Source organism: Alcaligenes sp. 1735tsa3, from assembly GCF_024134565.1.
GTDB classification, from domain to species: domain Bacteria; phylum Pseudomonadota; class Gammaproteobacteria; order Burkholderiales; family Burkholderiaceae_B; genus Alcaligenes; species Alcaligenes phenolicus.
On the sequence record NZ_CP099862.1, the window covers coordinates 1069242 to 1087613 of the forward strand.

Genomic DNA, 18372 nt, shown 5'->3' on the forward strand with positions numbered 1-18372 from the left:
GTATAAAGCCGCGTGTTTTACGGGAGATGGGGATATTTAGCTAAAACGAACTGATTAGAGGATCAGTTTGAATGGTGGATAGGGCGCTGTTTGAAATGGAGCTGTTTTTTCAGAAGCCAAGCTGGGATGAATGCGGCTGGGGAAGGGGGCAGGCTTATCGTCGGCGTAGTTTCTCTTTTTTTTGACAGGCTGAGCCTGGAGGAGCCATCTGCGTTGATTGGAAAAGCAGACAGAGGGAATGAACTTCGAGACGTAAAAAAGCACACAGGGCAGGCTGTGTGCGGATGAGGGTGTTAACGATCCCGACACCCTTCAGGGGGAGAAATCCGCCCAGATTTAAAACTTGTCGGCGACCGAATCCAGCGCGTCGCGCAGCAAACCGGCAATTTCTTTTTGCCGTGGCGCAGGCATGCGCTCGGTAATGGCCGTGACACTCATGGCCAGAATGGGGCGGCCTTTGTGATCGCACAACGCGCAGCCCACACCCAAAGCACCGCGTACGGCGTAATTGCCTACAACCGAGTAGCCCCGGATACGGGTGTTGGTGACCAACTGGCGCATCTCGCGCTGAGTCATGCCACCGTACTGATCCAGTTGATTGGCATTGCGTTCGATAATCTGCTCGATCGCTTCGTCCCCAAGTGTGGCCAGATAGGCCATGCCACCCGAACCCACGCCCAAAGGCTGACGCTTGCCGACATAAGTGGCCAGAATCTGTACCGGGTAGGGGCCAATTTCGCGCCACAGGCTAACGGAGTCGTCGCCATCGCGGCCCACCAGAAAGACCGCGTCGCCAGTCTGTTGAGCCAGCTCTTGCATGATGGGCTGCATGATGGTGACACGCGGGTCCAGTCCAAACAGGCCCTGATCCTGGCGCGTGGCGCTGTAGCGACGGCTATGGCTGCTGTTCTGAACCAGACCGTGATCGATCAGGGCGGCCAGCAGCCGGTAGATGGTGGGGCGCTGTAATTGCGTGGCGCGCGACAGGTCGGTGACGCTCAGTCCTTTGCCTTGATGATTCTGCAAAGTCTTGAGCACCAGCAGGCCGCGTTGCAAGGTGCGCGGCCCGGCCTGATCCTGCGGTTCTACGGTCTCGGGAGTGTTCATGCTTGAAAACAGCTATTGCTTACCGAAAAAGTAACTCAGTAAGAATATACGCCAGCCAAGAAAGTGTCCACTGTGTGATCGCTCATAAAAGACAATGCCCGCTGGGTGCAGCGGGCAAGAGGGGTAGCGCGTTTGAAGGCAGGTTTTAGCGATGTTCCGGGCCTGCCGACTCGTCTTTACGTTGTTCGGGGATGGGGTGGCCCGCTGTTTTGGCGGTCTTGATCATGGCGGTACACAGGCCGCGCAACATATCCACTTCGTCCAAACTAAGCTGGGCGCGACCGAACAGGTGCTGCATGCGGGGCACCAGCTTCTTGGGGTGTTTGGGGTCCAGGAACTTGACGCTTTCAATGGCCTGTTCCCAGTGCTGCAGCAAGGCTTGCACTTTGGCTTGGGGAGCCAGCTCCTTGCCAGGGTCTGCCTTGCCATCCGTATGGGGCAGCAGGCTGGCACCGCTTTCAGCCAGCAGCGCGTAGCGCAATTCCCAGGCAGCCAATTGCAAAGCCTGGGCGACATTCAGGGAACTGTATTCAGGATTGGCCGGAATATGGCAGACGTATTGGCACTGGCTGATGTGATCGTTGGTCAGGCCCACGCGTTCGGTCCCCAGCACAATGGCGACGGTTCCGGCGTGCTGGCGCAGATGCTCACGGCTCAGTTCGGCAGTCTGACGTATATCGGCGGCTGGCGGTCCTAAATAGCGGGGGCGGGCCGTCAGGGCAAAAGCCAGAGTGACCGGTTCCAGTGCATGCGCCAGAGTGGGAACAATAGTTGCTTGCTCCAAAACGTCGACGGCACCGCTTGCCAGCGAGATTGCCTGAGGGTTTTGTGCAACGTCCGGGTCTAGCGGGTCGACCAGACATAAGTCGCCAAAGCCCATGGTTTTGATCGCTCGCGCTGCTGCGCCCACGTTTCCAGGGTGGCTGGGTTGCACCATAATGAAGCGAACCCGGTGAAAATTATCATCAAATGCCGATGCTTGCGTCTGAGTCATTTAAAATAGCTACTTTGAAGCTACGCTTCCTGTGTCTGCTCACGCGATTTTGCCCTGCAACAGGGCACGCCAGGCAGGCTCAATTATTGTTAAAAAAACGGAATTTCCATGCACCCGATGCTCAATACCGCCATCAAGGCGGCTCGCCGTGCCGGCACCATTATCTCTCGCGCCAGTCTGGACCTCCAGCACCTGTCGGTTGCGCGTAAAGGCCCTAAAGATTATGTCACGGAAGTGGATCGCGCAGCAGAGGAAGCCATCATTGAAGTGTTGAGCGAAGCCTACCCCGACCACGGTTTTATCGGCGAGGAAACGGGCGAGCGCCCACCGCTGGAACCCGCAGGCGAAGGTACTCCCGAATATCAGTGGGTCATTGATCCTCTGGATGGCACCACCAACTTTATCCACGGCTTTCCGTGCTACGCAATTTCGATTGCCTTGATGCACCGTGGCCAGGCTGCCCATGCCGTTATTTACGACACCAACCGCAATGAAATGTTCACGGCCAGCCGTGGCGGTGGTGCCTTCCTGAATGACCGTCGTATTCGTGTCTCGGGCCAGACCCGTTACCACGATGCCTTGATCGGTGCACACGTGCCGGATTCGGGTGCAGGCGTGAAACCCACCTCTCCATTTGCCGATATGCTGGCCGAATGTGCTGCCGTGCGTCGCGTGGGTGCAACGGTTTTGGATCTGGCTTATGTGGCTGCAGGTCGTCTGGATGGCTTCTGCGCCGTTAACCTTAAACCCTGGGATCTGGCTGCCGGCACCTTGCTGGTGACCGAAGCCGGCGGTCTGGTGGGCGACTTTGAAGGCGAACAAACCTGGAAAGAGACTGGCAATGTGATTGCCGCCAGTCCGAAGATCTTTATTCAGATGCTGTCGCACCTGCAAGATTAAGAACCTAGACCCCGGCATTGCCGGGGTGTTCTTTTAATCACAGCGCCAAGGAGCTGAGATGGAGTGGTTGATGGACCCGACCGCCTGGGTTGGGTTACTCACACTGGTAGTTCTGGAAATTGTGCTGGGCATCGATAACCTGGTGTTCATTGCAATTTTGGTCGACAAGCTGCCTCCGGCGCAGCGCGACCGGGCTCGTGTGCTGGGCCTGTCACTGGCCTTGCTGATGCGCCTTGGCTTGCTCACGGTCATGTCTCATCTGGTGCAGCTGACCGATCCTTTGTTCTCCATATTCAGCCTGGATTTCTCAGGTCGCGATCTGATCATGATCGTGGGCGGTTTTTTCCTGCTGTTCAAGGGCACACTGGAGCTGCACGAACGTATTGAGAACCGCAGCGCTCATGCTTCCGGCTCGCGCATGTATGCCAGCTTCTGGGTCATCGTGGCGCAGATCGTGGTGCTGGATGCCGTGTTCTCCATCGACGCGGTCATTACTGCGGTGGGTATGGTCGAGCACCTGCCCATCATGATGGCGGCGGTGGTCATTGCCATTGGCATCATGCTGGTTGCTTCCAAACCCTTGACGGCTTATATCAATAGTCGCCCCACGGTGGTGATCCTGTGCCTGGGCTTTTTGTTGATGATCGGCTTCTCCTTGCTGGTGGAAGGCTTTGGCGTACATGTACCCAAGGGTTACCTGTATGCGGCCATTTCCTTCTCCATCCTGATCGAAATGTTCAATCAGCTGGCGCGTCGCAAGTTGCGTATGCTGCAGGCTGGTCGTCCCATGCGTGAGCGTACGGCCGAGGCTGTGCTGCGCATGTTGGGCAAGCGTCCCGCTTCCGGTGAAACGGCCATCGGGCCGGATCTGCCCGGTGCGGCGGCGCAAATGGTGTTCGGTCAGGAAGAACGCAATATGGTCAGTGGTGTGCTGACTTTGTCCGAACGTACCGTGCATTCGGTGATGACGCCGCGCAATGCGATTACCTGGGTGAATGTGCAGGACGATCCTGAGGTCCTGCGCGAAAAGATGACACATGAACCCCATAGCATGGTGCCAGTGTGTCGCGGTTCGCTTGATGAGGTTATTGGCATTGGTCGAAGCAAAGAGTTACTGGCAGACCTGCTGATTCATGGTCATATCCGTCTGGACCAATTGCGTCAGCCGGTTTTTGTGTATGAGTCCATCGGGATTTTGGACCTGATGGAAACCATCAAGCAAAGCCGCGGGCAGTTGGTCATGGTGACGGACGAGTTCGGCACTATTGAAGGTTTGGTGACGCCTTTGGATATTTTCGAGGCGATTGCAGGCGACTTCCCCAGCGAGGACGAAACCCCCGATATTGTCCAGGAGTCTCAGGACCACTGGCTCCTGGACGGCTCCACCGACTTGCATCATCTGGAACAGATGCTGGGTGTGGATGGTCTGGTGGATGAAGAGGAAGAATATGCCACCCTGGCCGGTTATCTGCTGACGCGTTTCGGACAATTGCCCAAGGTGGGCGATGTGTGTGTGCTTGAGCAAAGCGATGCGGTGTATCGCTTCAAGGTGGAAGAGCTGGAAGGGCGTCGCATTTCGCAGGTCAGCCTGGAACGTGTGCCATACGATGATGAACAAATCGATCCATTTCTGGCGTCTTAATTTTTATTGGCTTTGATTCGGACAACATGACTGAGCAAACTCTCTATTTGTTGAAAGCCCTGTTTCTGGGGATTGTTGAGGGCATCACGGAATTCATTCCGGTTTCCAGTACGGCGCACTTGCTGATCCTGGGCTCCTGGATTGATTTTTCGTCCGGCGATGCCAAGGTCTTCGAGGTTGTCATTCAGTTTGGTTCGATTCTGGCCGTGATCTGGATTTTTCGCGCCCGTTTGATTCAGCTGATCACCGGGGTCTTGCGCGGTGATCGCACCGAGCTGATGTTCACTCGCAATCTGCTGATTGCCTTTTTGCCCGCTGCCGTTATTGGTGCCTTGACGATTCAGTACGTTAAAGCCTTGTTCCATCACCAGATTGTGTTTGTGTTCACGCTGGTATTGGGTGGTTTGTTGATGCTGTGGGTCGAGCGCAAACCGCAGTACGCGAAGAACACGTCAGAGCTGGATCAGAGTGAAACCGCCACCTCGCAAAAGGCTACCGCCTTTGCCTTGGAAGAGATCACCTGGAAGCAGGCTTTGGTGGTGGGGTTTGCCCAATGTATTGCCATGGTGCCAGGTACTTCACGTTCGGGCGCCACTATTATCGGCGGCATGCTGGCCGGTATTCAGCGCAAGACCGCCACGGAGTTTTCTTTCTTCCTGGCCATGCCAACCATGCTGGCTGCTACGGTTTATGACCTGTATCGCAACGGTGCGTCCTTGAGTGCAGATCAAAGCACCGCGATTATTGTGGGCTTTGTTGCTGCTTTCTTTAGCGCCTTGTTCCTGGTGAAGGCGGTGCTGCGCTTTGTGTCCAGTCGCACCTATCGTCCTTTTGCCTGGTATCGGATTGCGTTGGGCGGAGTATTGTTAGTGTGGCTGATGACTTAGACCTTTGCCGCCTAAGATGTTTTGAAATCCCCGCTTGCTTGATCTGCCAGCGGGGATTTTTCTTTTCAGGGAGGCTCGGTAAATGTCGTCTTTTCACGCACATACTTTACCTACCTATCTGTCTGCTTATCTAGCGATGTACCAATTTGATAGGCACTTTTTTGGTGATTATTGTGTTCAAGGGTTTGTTGGCAAATAGCGGGTTTGTCGCCTGTCATTTGGTCTGGCCTGGTTCGGTTTCGATACGCTGCTGCTTATTGAAGGGAGCTTGGTCTCAGCAAGACGCCTCTCGGTTCGTCTGCCCCGGTATCCGGGCTGACTACTTGCCGGTGCTGCGCACCGGTACCCTGGTCGGTGTTCGGATACGGGCGCGCCCTTAACTCGCGGGGTGTCTTGTCCACCGGACAAGACACAAGCGCCCCGCTCAAACAGAAGGGCGCTTGCACCCCGTATCCGAACACCGCCTGCGGCAAGCAGTCTGAACCGCCCGGATACCGGGGCAGACGAACCGAGAGGCTCAAAGTGAGGAAGGGACAAGCAGCCTTGCTGCTCATGGTGCCAAGAGTCGGTGTTCGGGCACGAGATCAGCCTTCGGTGGTCCGCTTTGGTTGCCGCGAGCGAAAGTATCCTGTTGGCAAAAATCACGGTCTCTTTTGCGTTTTTGAGGGGGCAGTTGGGCTCGACGGGCGAGTCAGGGCTCTGGCCGCAGGCTCTTGCAGTATCCAGGATGCAAGCCCTGTGCTGTTTGAGCGGGGCGCTTGTGGTTCGTCCGGGGGACGAACCACCCCGCGAGTTCACAGGGCGCCTGGATACCGCAAGAGACCAGGGAACCCGTGCGCAGCACGGGCCGGAGACCCGCCAAGTCGAGCCCAACTGCCCCCTCAAAAATGCTTATGCAGCCACCTTGATTCCTGCCACCAGCACCGTGTGAAGAAAAACAGGTTTTATCGCAAGAAGGTATAAAAAGACGTGGAGCTTAAACCTAGCTGGCTGTAGGTGAAGTCACTCTTACTGAGGTCCCAGTGTCTGACACTGATCCTCTTGCCCCCACTGGTGCAGGCAGAGCTGTACACCTTCAATGCTGATATAGCCGCCCCGTCGTCCTCCTTCCGAGGAGTCAGACTCCCAATCCGGGAGTACCCAGCGGCGTACCGGCTCAAAGCCGGGAATGTCATGTACTGCAGGGCGATGTGTATGGCCATGAACCATGGCCTGCACAGAATGCGCCTCGCAGGCTGCCACAATAGCTGCAGGCTGCACATCCATGATGTCTTTGGACTTGTATTGCTTGCCGCGCTGGCTACCGGCGCGGGCTGAATCAGCAATACGCTGACGCAAGCTTAAAGGGCAGGCCAGATAGAGTTTCTGGAGCCAGGGTTTGCGTACCCAATGGCGAAAGCGTTGATAGGCCAGATCGTCCAGGCAGTACTCGTCGCCGTGCGACATCAGAATCAGGCCGGCAGAAGTATCCAGAACGACTTGATCAGGCAATAGCGTGGCGTGAACATGGCGGGCGTAGGTTTGGCCCAGCAGGAAATCGCGATTGCCGCGCATCAGATACAGCGGATGCTGCTGCGCGAATGTGCGCAGCGCCTCACTGACTTGAGCAAGCCAGGGAGCAGGGTGGGCGATTTGATCGTCACCAATCCAGGCATTGAAAATATCACCGCCCAGGATCAAGGCATGAGCTTGATGCTGGGCGGAGTGCAGAAACTGCAGGAAATCCTGGACGGTGTCTGGATTGTCCGGACCCAGATGCAGGTCCGCGGCAATCCAGATGTTGCCCGCAAGCGTGAGCTTATTCGACAAGCGTGGCTTTTTCCAGAACGACGTCCTCAACGGGCACGTCTTGGTGGAAGCCCTTGTTGCCGGTGCGCACGGTCTTGATCTTGTCGACCACGTCCATGCCTTCGATCACGCGGCCAAATACGGCGTAGCCCCAGCCATTGGCGGTAGGAGCGGTGAAGTTCAGGAAGTCGTTGTCAGCCACGTTGATGAAGAACTGAGCCGTAGCCGAGTGTGGGTCGGAGGTGCGAGCCATGGCCAGGGTGTACTTGTCGTTCTTCAAACCGTTGTCGGCTTCGTTCTTGACAGGAGCGTTGGTGGCTTTTTGCTTCATGTCGGCCTCAAAGCCGCCGCCCTGGATCATGAAGTTGTTGATCACACGGTGAAACACGGTGCCGTCGTAAAAACCGCTGGACACGTAGTCCACAAAGTTGGCTACGGTGTTGGGGGCTTTTTCTGCGTTCAGTTCGATCAGGATGGTGCCCTGGTTCGTCTGCAGTTGGACGCGTGGAGAGGTGCTCATAGAAGTGCCTTCAGAAGAAGTGGAAGAATCTGCTGCCATAGCCGGACTGCTCATCATAGGCATAGCCATACAGGCAGCAATAAGCAGGGTGCGCAAGCTGCGAGCCTGATCACACCATTGAAATGTGCTTGCAAACATAAGATAGGGACAACCCAGTCAAAGAAAAATCTTATTGTTGCAGAATTTGGCCAGTTTGTTGCGCACGCTGGGCTGCTTTGGGCACACCACTGGCGGCGGCCTGACGGTAGGTGTCATTGGCCAGCATCAGTTGGACTTCACCCATATTGGCGCGGGCCAGTGCGTAGGAGGGATCGGCGGTCAAAGCCATTTTCAGGGCTTCCAGGGCCAGGTCCAGCTTGTCCTGCGCAATGTACTCGGCCGCCAGATTATTCCAGGGCTCGGGCAACTCCGGGTAATAGGTGGTCATGTTCTGGTAAAGGCTGATGGCGCCATTGTGGTCACCACTGGCCGACAGGGCGCGTGCCTTCAAAAACAGCAACTGCACATTGGCACCGGGCTCGCCCCGGTCCTTGCGTTGCTCCAGCTGTTTTTCGATCGCCTGCAAGGCGTCGGCATGACGGCCCTGGGCAATCAAGGTGCTGATGCGCTGGCTGACTTCAGCGGCGCTAAGCGGCAAAGAGGTATCGACGCTGGGGGCCAGCACGTCCAGAGCACGGGCCAGACCCTTCCAGCCACGTTCAGGTTCGGGAGCGATATCCAGCAAGGGATCGTTCACCCGCGCACTGGGCGGGGGCAAATCGGGCAGGGATTGGGCGCTCACGTTTTGACCCAGGGCCAGAAAAAGGGCCAGGGTGCAAGGAGCGAGAAACCGAGTCCGTCTAGGTGTACTGAACACAGAGGGGGCGCCTATAAAATCTGGCTTGAAGACCAGGAAGGTTGGTAGATTGCTGCCTTTAACGAGGTCTGCTTGCTATACTTATTGACCATCATTCTAACCTTGCCTCTTGCCGGGCGGGAAATACGGAACCTGATCCAAGGGCAATTGTTCTGGCACAAGGTTCCGATTTTATGACGATTACAGGCCATGTTGCGCATTTATAACTCGTTGTCACGCTCTAAAGAGGTGTTTTCTCCGGTTGAACCGGGCCACGTGCGTATGTACGTCTGTGGCATGACGGTGTACGACTTCTGTCACCTGGGACACGCTCGTATGCTGGTCAGCTTTGACATCGTGCAGCGCTGGTTGCGAGCAAGCGGCTATCGCGTCTCCTATGTGCGCAATATTACCGATATTGATGACAAGATCATCCGCCGTGCCGTCGAGCGCAAGCAACTGATGTCTCAGGTAACGGACTTCTATATTGCCGCCATGCATGCCGACGAAAAGGCCCTGGGTGTGCAAAGCCCTGACTCGGAACCACGCGCCACGCAGCACGTGCCCGATATGCTGGGCATTATTGCCAAGCTGGAAGAAAACGGCCTGGCCTATCAATCCGAAGACGGTGATGTGAACTACGCCGTGCGTCAGTTCCCCGGCTACGGCAAATTGTCGGGTCGCTCTTTGGATGATCTGCGTGCCGGTGAGCGTGTTGCCCTGAACTCGGCCAAGCGTGACCCTCTGGATTTTGTGCTGTGGAAGTCGGCTAAAGAAGACGAACCCGCCGAATCCAAATGGGAGTCCTCCTACGGCCTGGGCCGTCCGGGCTGGCACATCGAATGTTCGGCCATGAGCAAGGCGCTGCTGGGCCTGCCACTGGATATTCACGGTGGTGGCCCGGACTTGAAGTTTCCTCACCACGAAAACGAAATTGCTCAAACGGAAGGCGCCTTTGGCGGTCAGTTGGCCAATGTCTGGATGCACTGCGGCCCCCTGATGGTGGACTCGGAGAAAATGTCCAAGTCCCTGGGCAATTTCCGTCGCATCCGCGATACCGTGGCGCCCGAAGGTCTGGCCGACGAAGAAAGCAGCTACATCGCCAACCCGCGTGAAGCTGAAATGTTGCGCTTCTTTATTGTGCGCAACCATTACCGCAGCCTGCAAAACTACGCACCAGATAATCTGCGCGATGCTCAGCAGGCTTTGGACCGTCTGTACCAGACCCTTCAACACGTTCCTGCCGCCGACGTCCAAATTGACTGGACTCAAGGCCCCGCTTTGGCTTTTGCCGAAGCCATGAATGACGATTTCAATACTGCCGGTGCTATTGCCGTTCTGTTTGAGCTGGCTGGCCAAGCCAACCGCGACAAGGATGCGCAGGCCGCCGGTTTGATGCGTGCTCTGGGTGGCGTGATTGGTCTGTTGCAAGTGGACCCCGCCGTCTACTGGCGCGCCAGCACACGCTTTGGTCAGGCGGCCAGCGTGGCCGGTGCCGACTCCTTGAGCGACGCCCAGATTGACGAGCTTCTGGCGGAACGCGGCCAGGCTAAACAGAATCGCGACTTTGCGCGCGCCGACGCCATCCGTGAGCAGCTTAAAGAGCAGGGCGTAGAGCTGGAAGATCGGCCAGGTGGAGCAACACAATGGCGCAGGGCCTAAGCGGCGTTCAATCCGGCCCTCAAGTTCGTTTGGTGGGCAAACCTGATTACTGGGACGACGCGTGCGCCCAGCTGATGAAGCGCGATCGTATCTTGCGCAAGCTCATCCCCCAGCATGGCGACTACTGGCTGCAACATCAGGCACCGGCTTTCACCACCTTGGTGCGTTCCATCGTGGGCCAGCAACTGGCCTCGCGTACGGCGGATCAGCTGTGGCGCAAACTGCTGGACGGCTGTGGCCAGGCGCTCTCGCCTGAACTTATTTTGGAACTGGGTTACGAGGCCCTGCACGGTTTGGGTTTGCCCAAACGCAAGGCCGAATATATTGTTGATTTGGCGACTCACTTTGATGCTCGTAAAATCGACCCCCAGGCATGGCAGTCCCTGTCTGACGAAGCCGTTATTGCGGACCTGTGCGCCATTCGTGGTGTAGGCCGCTGGACGGCTGATATGTTTCTGATTTTCAACTTGCACAGACCCGATGTTCTCCCTTTGGATGATGCGGGCCTGCTCAAGGCAATCTCTCAGCACTATTTCAGCGGCGAGCCGGTCTCCCGGTTCGAGGCGCGTGAAGTTGCTCAAGCGTGGGCACCGTGGTGCACGGTGGCTACCTGGCATCTGTGGCGCAGTCTGAACACAGTTGCGGTACGATATTAAATTAGGCCTAAACCTTAAGAACCGACATGCGAAATACATTCCTGGAATTTGAGCAGCCTTTGGCCGAGCTCGAAGGCAAAATCGAAGAGCTCCGCTATGTGCAATCTGATTCCGCTGTGGATATTTCAGAGGAACTCAGCCGTCTGCAGCAAAAAAGCCAGACGCTGGCCAAGAACATTTACGCCAAGCTCACGCCTTGGCAAACGGCCCTGGTTGCTCGCCATCCACAACGTCCATACACCCTGGACTATGTAAACCAGATCTTCTCGGACTTTCACGAACTGCATGGCGATCGCATGTATGCGGACGACCTGGCAATTGTGGGTGGTCTGGCTCGTTTCAACGGTACGCCTTGCATGGTGATTGGTCACCAGAAAGGTCGTGATACCAAAGAGCGCGCCCGTCGCAACTTTGGCATGCCGCGCCCCGAAGGCTACCGTAAAGCCCTGCGCTTGATGAGGTTGGCGGAAAAATTTGGTATCCCTGTCTTTACCTTCATTGATACTCCCGGCGCCTACCCTGGTATTGGCGCTGAAGAGCGTGGCCAGTCCGAGGCAATCGGTCATAACCTGTTTGCCATGGCCAAACTGCGTGTACCTATCATCTCCACCATTATTGGTGAAGGCGGTTCGGGTGGTGCGTTGGCGATTGCCGTGGGTGACGTGGTCTCCATGCTGCAATACTCCACCTACGCCGTGATCTCGCCCGAAGGTTGCGCCTCGATTCTGTGGCGCAGCGCAGACAAGGCTCCTGTGGCGGCTGAAGCCCTGGCCATTACCGCTCCCCGTCTGAAAGAACTGGGCCTGGTCGATCGCGTGATCAACGAGCCCATTGGTGGCGCACATCGCGACCCCACCATGATGGCGCGCCAATTGGGCCGTGCCCTGGCCGACGCCTTGCGTCAGGTCTCGGGCCTGAGCACCGAACAACTGCTGGCGCAGCGTATGGAACGTCTATTGGCCTACGGCCGTTATCAGGAAGTTCGTGCCTGATCCATTGCCTTCCAGTCAGCTGGGGGGCTTTAGCCCCTCACCCCCGCTGCTGGAGGCGCTTAACCATCACCTAAGTTTCAAAAGCGGCGATTGCGTCGCTGTCGCCTTAAGTGGTGGTGCGGACTCGGCAATGCTGGCGGTACATGCCCATCTTTGGGCCAGCCGCCGCAAAGTCACACTTCATTTTTTTCATATTCATCACGGCCTGCAAGCCATTGCCGATCAGTGGCAAGCGCATGTGCATGACTTGGCCGCGCGTTTGCAGCGGCCCTGTCACAGCTTGCGGGTCCAGGTGCAGTCTCACCGTCTAAGCGCTGATGGTATGGAATCTGCCGCGCGTGATGCCCGTTATCAGGGCCTGGCTGAACTGGCGCGCTTTGTTGGCTTGCAGCATGTACTGCTGGCCCATCATCAAGACGATCAGGCCGAAACGGTTCTGATGCGTTTGCTGCGTGGCACGGGCACAACCGGCCTGGGGGCGATGGCTCCCCGTATGCAGCGCGATCAATTGCAGTACTGGCGACCCTGGCTGGAGCAGCCCAGGGCACTTATTCTTCAAGCCAGTGATGCGTTTGCCGCAGCCACAGGCTGGCATGCGGTACAAGATCCCACCAATATCAATCCTGATTACACCCGTGGCGCAGTGCGCGATTTGCTCACGCCTGTGCTCGACGCGCGCTGGCCGGGCTGGCAAAGCCGTTTGCAGCGTCAAGCCCAGCTAAGCCGCGAAACGCAGGAAGTATTGGATAGTGTGGCCAGCCAGGACTGGCTGACACTGGAACCTGATGAAACAGGACGCAGTTTCAGTTTGGTGGCCTGGCGTAGCCTGGAGCCAGCGCGGCAAAGCCTGGTGCTCCGTTATTGGTTGCAGGAGCAGGGAGCTGGCTTGCCTACGCAAGCGCGTCTGGCAGAACTGCTCAAGCAACTGCGCGGGCTGCATGCCCGGGGACACGACAGAAATTTGATGTGGAAGCATGGACAGAGCCTGGTGCGCTGTGTGCGAGGCCGGGTGCAGATCGAATCTGCCGGTCCAGGCGACCAGCAAGCTGGCCGGGTGGCCGATCAAGCAAGTAAGTAGTTTGGGGTGGCCTGTGGCAGGAGCGTGGGCTATGGTGTTGAGTCGACAAAGTATGTGTTTTTTTGCGTGTGTATGTGGTAGAGCCTGCGCTTGGGGCACAGAAAGTCGTTAGAATAGTTGGGTTTTGTGTCTATCCCAGACCTTAGCCCTTTGATGCAGAGTAAAAGATGTCCCTGATCGTACATAAATATGGCGGCACGTCGATGGGCTCGATCGAGCGCATCCAGAATGTGGCGCGTCGGGTTGCCAAATGGCATGCCGCCGGGCACCAAGTTGTGGTGGTTCCTTCGGCCATGTCCGGTGAAACCAACCGTTTGCTAGGCCTGGCCAAAGAACTGAGTATTCAGCCTGATCCACGCGAGCTGGATATGCTGGCCGCTACGGGTGAACAAGCCAGTAGCGCTTTGTTGGCCATGGCCTTGGCTGCCCAGGGCGTTCCCGCCCGCAGCTACGCCGGTTGGCAAGTTCCCGTCAAGACCGACAATGCCTACACCCGTGCCCGCATTAGTTCTATTGATGACACCCGCATTCGCCAGGATCTGGACGCAGGCCGTGTGGTCGTTGTGACCGGCTTCCAGGGGGTGGATGATGAAGGCAATATCACGACCTTGGGTCGTGGTGGCTCGGATACTTCCGCGGTGGCTGTTGCCGCTGCCATGAAGGCCAGCGAATGCCTGATCTTTACCGATGTGGATGGTGTCTACACCACCGACCCACGCGTCGTGCCCGAAGCACGTCGCATGAAAGTGCTGTCCTTTGAAGAAATGCTGGAAATGGCCTCTTTGGGCTCCAAAGTTCTTCAAATCCGGTCTGTGGAATTTGCTGGCAAGTACAAGGTGCCTGTGCGCGTCTTGTCCTCCATGACCGACCCCATGATTTCGCTCGAAGAAGAAATGTCTTCGGGTACGCTGATTACTTTCGAGGAAGACCAAAAAATGGAAGCTGCCGTTGTCTCTGGCATCGCCTTCAGCCGTGATGAAGCCAAGTTCACCCTGCGTGCCGTTCCCGACACCCCCGGCGTGGCCTATTCCATTCTGGGCCCCATCGCAGCGGCCAACATCGAAGTCGACATGATTTTGCAGAACCTGTCGGTTCAGGGCACCACAGACTTTTCCTTTACCGTCAGCCGCAACGACGCGCTGCGTACTAAGGAACTGCTGATGAACCAGGTCGGCCCGGCTGTGGGCGCTGGCGAAATCGTGTTTGATGAAGCCGTGTGCAAAGTGTCCATCGTTGGTATCGGCATGCGTAACCACGCTGGTATTGCCAGCTCCATGTTCCGCGCCTTGTCCGAAGAGGGCATCAACATCCAGATGATCAGCACCAGCGAGATCAAGACCTCGGTGATTATTGCCGACAAGTACATGGAATTGGCGGTGCGTGCTCTGCACAAGACGTTCGAGCTGGATCAGGAAAAATAATCCCTTTAGCTATTTGCATTGGTTTTTTAAAAATGCTATAGTTACTTCTTTCCTAGAGCTGGAGACGTGGCCGAGAGGTTGAAGGTACTCCCCTGCTAAGGGAGCATACGGCTTATACCCGTATCGAGGGTTCGAATCCCTCCGTCTCCGCCAGCTGGAATTAAATTAAGCCCTTGTTTTCAAGGGCTTTTTTTATTGTCTGACGCATAGTGTCGCCAATGTTCGGGCCCACGCTCAAGCTTGGCTTTGTGCAAACCCGGTCCTGGTTCAGGCAGTAATGGCGACAACAAGACGGGCATCACGCTTTTCCAAACACAAGAACAAAAAATAATTGTTACTTTTTTATTTTGCCCACTGAGGCGAAGTGAAACGGTAGAGCGTCCTTGGCAGCAGCGTTTCAAACAGCATGGATTGTTAAAGCGCAAGGCTTTTCAGTCCAAGACTGTTGAGGATTGAAAAGGCTGTGTCGTTTTTGGCACAGGCAAAGAAAAGCAGTCATTCCCGTGCTTACAATCGACCAATGTGTTTTACGTCGTTCAAGACGGGTGGTCTTGTTTTTTAGGGCGAGCGATGATTAAACGAGTCCTCTGTATCTGTAGCATGGCCTTGATGGGCCTGCCTTTTTTGGCATCGTCAACTGAGCTGGCATTGGATGACCAGGTCGTGACTCGTTATGTGCAAAGCCTGGGTGAAATCTTGCCGGTGCTGCAAACCGTGGAGCGTAGCGAGCCGGTTTGGGATGGCGGTCTGCCAGACGGTTTCCCACCCATGCTGGAGGTGGATCAGGTCGAGCGCGGTTCGGATATTTACCGTCAATTGAACAGTCTGACGCAAAAATATGGCTTTGCCGGACTGGAGCAATGGGATAGCGTGGGACGCCATATTTGGCTGACCCGTCTCTATATCCAGGAGCGCGAAGATCTGGACTCGGTTTACGAGCAGCTGGATGCGCTGGAAGCGGCCTTGCGCGATAACGCACGCCAATACTCCACGGCTGAACTGGAGCAGTTGATGCGCACCTTCCAGATCAGTAAAAACCATATTCTGCGCCTGGTTGCAACCCGTAGCGATGTACCGCCGGTACAGGCTCATCTGGCTGAATTGGACGCTGCCCTGGCTTCTCTCGAATAAGCAACTAATCTGCTTTTTTCCATTTTCTCGGGCGTCGCAATGGCGTCTGTTCAAGTTTTGTTACCAGCAATACTGTCCATTTGTCATATTTTGACGCTTCTTTTCTGAGCGTGACAGAAGGAATCGGGGATAATTGCGCTCTGACTGAAATCTAGTGGGAAGACTGAAGCGTCATGCGTATCATCTTGATTTTGTTGGGGGCCGCTGTGCTGGCCTACCTGATTGCCAAAGGCATACGGCAACTGATGGTGGAACGTCGTCAATTAAAAGACCAGACGCGTCAGCCACATAAAGGAAGCCGTGATGAGCACTGATAAAAATCCATTTACGAAACTGGCTGCTAAAACAAAGCCAGAAGGTGGCACTGCCAACTACTCCAAGGGACTGGGTTTCCTGGGAGCGGCGGTTGTTATTTTCCTGATCCTGATCGTGGCCTCCATGGGCTCGTTCTTGCAGGTAGACCAGGGTGAACGTGGCGTGGTGCTGCGTAACGGTAAGCTGGTTCGCGTGGCCGAACCTGGCCTGGACTTCAAGGTTCCGTTCTTTGACACGGTACGTACCATTTCGGTACGTGATCACACGGTTCGCATGCAGCTTGAGGCGTACAGTTTTGACCAGCAGTCCGCCTCCATGGTGGCTTCGGTAACGTATCGCGTACCTGAAACTGATGTGGCTCAGCTGTACTCCGAGTACGGTTCACTCGATGCCCTGGAAGCCCGCTTGCTGGAACGGAAGGCTCTGGACGTGATCAAGAACGTGTTTGGTAAGTACACTGCTGCTCAGTCGATTCAGAATCGCGAGAAGCTGGGTGCTGACATCAACGAAGCCATGCGCGTGACCCTGGAGTCCGCTCCATTGCAAATGATGGGTGTGCAGGTTGAGGAAGTGTCGTTCTCCAAAGCCTACGAGCAATCGATTGAAAACCGCATGTTGGCCCAGGTTCAAATTGAAACCACCCGCCAGCAAAAAGAAACTGCTTCCATTCAGGCTGAAATCAAAGTGGTTCAGGCTGAAGCAGAAGCCCGCGCTCAGCGCGAACGCTACATGGCCGAAGCTGACGGTATTCGCCTGCGTGGTGACGCCGAAGCCAAGGCCATTTCTGCCAGGGCCCAGGCATTGGCCCAGAATACCAATCTGGTCAATTTGAATGCGGTGGAAAAATGGGACGGTAAGTTGCCAGAAAGTCTGGTTCCCGGTTCCGCCATGCCATTTATTGGACTGCGTTGATCTCCAGGCAGTCACTGACCTGAACAGGTTTTCTTCGGTAGCGTTACGGGATAGGTAACGCTACCGTTTATTTTTCCAAGGAGTTACGGATGAATGAGGAAAGGAACCCGGTCCCACAAGGCGACGGTACAAACCAGTTGGTCAGTCTGCGTAATCTGACTCTGATCAATTACGCGCTGTACATCTTGTCCATGTTTGGCGGCATCACCGCCCTGGTCGCCATCATCATCAACTACATCAAGCGCGATGAAGTGCGCGGCACCTATCTGGAGTCGCACTTTGATTGGCAAATCCGTACTTTCTGGTGGGGATTGGTCGGCGTGGTGCTGTCTTTCTTGTTGATGGCGATTCTGGTTGGTTTTGTGACCATCGTGATTGTCAGCGTGTGGATTCTGTACCGTCTGATCAAGGGTCTGCTGGCTCTGAATGACGGCAAGGCGATTGCCTGATCGCCGGATCGCCGGACCGCCGGACCGCCGGATCAGATAGGCATCGTGTTTGTTTGGACCTGGGCCCGCATACTTTCGCGGGCCTCTTTAGGCGGCACACCAAAGCGCTGCCGAAATGCCCGGCTGAAATGGGCAGAGCTACTGAAGCCCCAGTGATACGCAATTTCAGTGATGGTCTTGTGGTGATGGGCTAGACGGCGCAAATCCTGTTCAGCGCCTTGCAGGCGCATGGACCAAATCCAGTTTGTCAGTGAATCGGCCTCGCCTTCCCAGGTGCGATGCACAGTGCTGGCTGTCAGGCCCAGGCGATTGGCAATCTTGCCTATATTCAGCTCGGGGTCGCGCAGATTCTCCAATACATAGGCTTTGATCCGGTCGCGCCGCACGGTTCCCGTATCGTCCTTTAAGGACGGGCTGCCCAGATTCTCGGCCAGCGCTGCCACCAGAATACCGACCAGGCTGTCGGCAAGTGATAGATCCACAATAGGCCCGCCGGTTGGCGGGCAGGCCATCAGCTCGCTCACCATATAGGCGAGCAGGCGTGCCGTGCCGGATTGGGCGCTGGTTATTTTGCAGGCTGTCATATCTTCGGCATTGCGCAAACGCTTGCGCAGGATGGAGCCGGGCAAAGACAGGACATACTGCTCAAAGTCCTGGTCAAACAGGAGTTGATAGGGGCGGGTGGAGTCGTACAGGGCCAGATCGCCGGGTTTCAGCTTGGCGATCTTTTCATCCTGAACTAGTTGTCCCGCTCCTGCCACTTGAATACTGAGCAGAAAAATATCCTCGGACGCTCTGGAAATTTGCAGTGGCGTGCGCAGCACGGTCTGGGTGGTCGAGGAGATACGAGATAGGCTGACCTCTGCCAGTTCACGTCGCGTAATGGCCCCGAAGAAAGGGGTCGCGGAACGGGAGGGGACGGCGCATTCCAGCTGCACATAAGCTTTGTTGACGGCCTCCATCCAATAGGGGGCGCGCCGGGTAGCGGGAACTGCCGTGGTGGACCATTGCTCCATTGATGATCTCTCCGTCGTGGGTCCAAAGGCTGACGGCAGGGACTGCGATCAACTGGACTGACTAAGT

At 56.1% G+C, this 18372-nt stretch carries 18 protein-coding genes and 1 tRNA gene; 13 read left to right on the plus strand and 6 right to left on the minus strand.

The window, feature by feature from the left end; genetic code table 11:
- Window positions 1-336: 336 nt before the first annotated feature.
- Window positions 337-1107: an IclR family transcriptional regulator gene (locus tag NIZ92_RS04855; protein WP_022983524.1), complete on the minus strand. Its 771-nt coding sequence runs from the start codon at window positions 1105-1107 to the stop codon at window positions 337-339.
- Between the two features lie 145 nt (window positions 1108-1252).
- Complete coding sequence (locus tag NIZ92_RS04860; RefSeq protein WP_009457826.1) at window positions 1253-2101, minus strand: RNA methyltransferase; 849 nt, start codon at window positions 2099-2101, stop codon at window positions 1253-1255.
- Window positions 2102-2209: 108 nt separating this feature from the next.
- On the opposite strand from NIZ92_RS04860, the gene NIZ92_RS04865 reads away from it, so the two are divergent.
- Genes NIZ92_RS04865 through NIZ92_RS04875 form a run of 3 tightly spaced genes read left to right on the plus strand, consistent with a single transcriptional unit; the run spans window position 2210 to window position 5530 of the window.
- Window positions 2210-3001: an inositol monophosphatase family protein gene (locus NIZ92_RS04865; protein ID WP_035270898.1), complete on the plus strand. Its 792-nt coding sequence runs from the start codon at window positions 2210-2212 to the stop codon at window positions 2999-3001.
- Window positions 3002-3059: 58 nt separating this feature from the next.
- Window positions 3060-4643, plus strand: coding sequence for a TerC family protein (locus NIZ92_RS04870; RefSeq protein WP_035270896.1), 1584 nt, complete (start codon window positions 3060-3062; stop codon window positions 4641-4643).
- 26 nt (window positions 4644-4669) lie between these two features.
- Window positions 4670-5530: an undecaprenyl-diphosphate phosphatase gene (locus NIZ92_RS04875; RefSeq protein ID WP_254002787.1), complete on the plus strand. Its 861-nt coding sequence runs from the start codon at window positions 4670-4672 to the stop codon at window positions 5528-5530.
- 1008 nt (window positions 5531-6538) lie between these two features.
- On the opposite strand, the gene NIZ92_RS04880 is transcribed toward NIZ92_RS04875, so the two are convergent.
- The 3 genes from NIZ92_RS04880 to NIZ92_RS04890 all read right to left on the minus strand — a co-directional run bounded on the left by NIZ92_RS04880 (window position 6539) and on the right by NIZ92_RS04890 (window position 8619).
- Window positions 6539-7339 carry a UDP-2,3-diacylglucosamine diphosphatase gene (locus NIZ92_RS04880; RefSeq protein WP_254002788.1) on the minus strand — a complete coding sequence of 267 codons (801 nt, stop codon included), beginning with the start codon at window positions 7337-7339 and terminating at the stop codon, window positions 6539-6541.
- Window positions 7329-7838, minus strand: a complete 510-nt coding sequence (locus NIZ92_RS04885; RefSeq protein WP_045931048.1) for a peptidylprolyl isomerase — start codon at window positions 7836-7838, stop codon at window positions 7329-7331. The genes NIZ92_RS04880 and NIZ92_RS04885 overlap by 11 nt, the downstream gene beginning before the upstream one ends.
- A 169-nt stretch (window positions 7839-8007) precedes the next feature.
- The gene (locus NIZ92_RS04890) at window positions 8008-8619 is read right to left on the minus strand and encodes a tetratricopeptide repeat protein (protein WP_226348582.1); all 612 of its coding nucleotides are present in this window, start codon (window positions 8617-8619) and stop codon (window positions 8008-8010) included.
- Between the two features lie 264 nt (window positions 8620-8883).
- Between NIZ92_RS04890 and cysS the strand changes: the two genes are divergently transcribed.
- From cysS to NIZ92_RS04940, 10 genes are all read left to right on the plus strand, one after another.
- Window positions 8884-10335: a cysteine--tRNA ligase gene (gene cysS / locus NIZ92_RS04895; protein ID WP_035270889.1), complete on the plus strand. Its 1452-nt coding sequence runs from the start codon at window positions 8884-8886 to the stop codon at window positions 10333-10335.
- Window positions 10320-10991 (plus strand): DNA-3-methyladenine glycosylase, encoded by a 672-nt coding sequence (locus NIZ92_RS04900; RefSeq protein ID WP_042483969.1) that lies wholly within the window; start codon window positions 10320-10322, stop codon window positions 10989-10991. Before cysS ends, NIZ92_RS04900 begins: the two co-directional genes overlap by 16 nt.
- 26 nt (window positions 10992-11017) lie before the next feature.
- On the plus strand, window positions 11018-11983 hold the full coding sequence (locus NIZ92_RS04905) for an acetyl-CoA carboxylase carboxyltransferase subunit alpha (protein ID WP_022983527.1): 966 nt from the start codon (window positions 11018-11020) through the stop codon (window positions 11981-11983).
- Entirely contained in the window at window positions 11976-13061 is a 1086-nt protein-coding gene (tilS, locus tag NIZ92_RS04910; RefSeq protein WP_254002789.1) for a tRNA lysidine(34) synthetase TilS, read from the plus strand. The genes NIZ92_RS04905 and tilS overlap by 8 nt, the downstream gene beginning before the upstream one ends.
- Window positions 13062-13228: 167 nt before the next feature.
- Entirely contained in the window at window positions 13229-14482 is a 1254-nt protein-coding gene (locus NIZ92_RS04915; protein WP_022983529.1) for an aspartate kinase, read from the plus strand.
- A 60-nt stretch (window positions 14483-14542) separates the two neighbouring features.
- Window positions 14543-14635: transfer RNA gene (locus NIZ92_RS04920), tRNA-Ser, on the plus strand.
- A gap of 417 nt (window positions 14636-15052) precedes the next feature.
- Entirely contained in the window at window positions 15053-15613 is a 561-nt protein-coding gene (locus tag NIZ92_RS04925) for a hypothetical protein (protein ID WP_230940584.1), read from the plus strand.
- 173 nt (window positions 15614-15786) lie between these two features.
- Entirely contained in the window at window positions 15787-15927 is a 141-nt protein-coding gene (locus NIZ92_RS04930) for a hypothetical protein (protein ID WP_022983530.1), read from the plus strand.
- Complete coding sequence (locus tag NIZ92_RS04935; RefSeq protein ID WP_080655542.1) at window positions 15917-16840, plus strand: prohibitin family protein; 924 nt, start codon at window positions 15917-15919, stop codon at window positions 16838-16840. Before NIZ92_RS04930 ends, NIZ92_RS04935 begins: the two co-directional genes overlap by 11 nt.
- An 89-nt stretch (window positions 16841-16929) precedes the next feature.
- Complete coding sequence (locus NIZ92_RS04940; RefSeq protein ID WP_254002790.1) at window positions 16930-17289, plus strand: hypothetical protein; 360 nt, start codon at window positions 16930-16932, stop codon at window positions 17287-17289.
- Between the two features lie 32 nt (window positions 17290-17321).
- On the opposite strand, the gene NIZ92_RS04945 is transcribed toward NIZ92_RS04940, so the two are convergent.
- A complete protein-coding gene (locus NIZ92_RS04945; RefSeq protein WP_254002791.1) occupies window positions 17322-18305 on the minus strand; it encodes a helix-turn-helix domain-containing protein in 984 nt (327 codons plus the stop codon).
- Window positions 18306-18372: the final 67 nt, after the last annotated feature.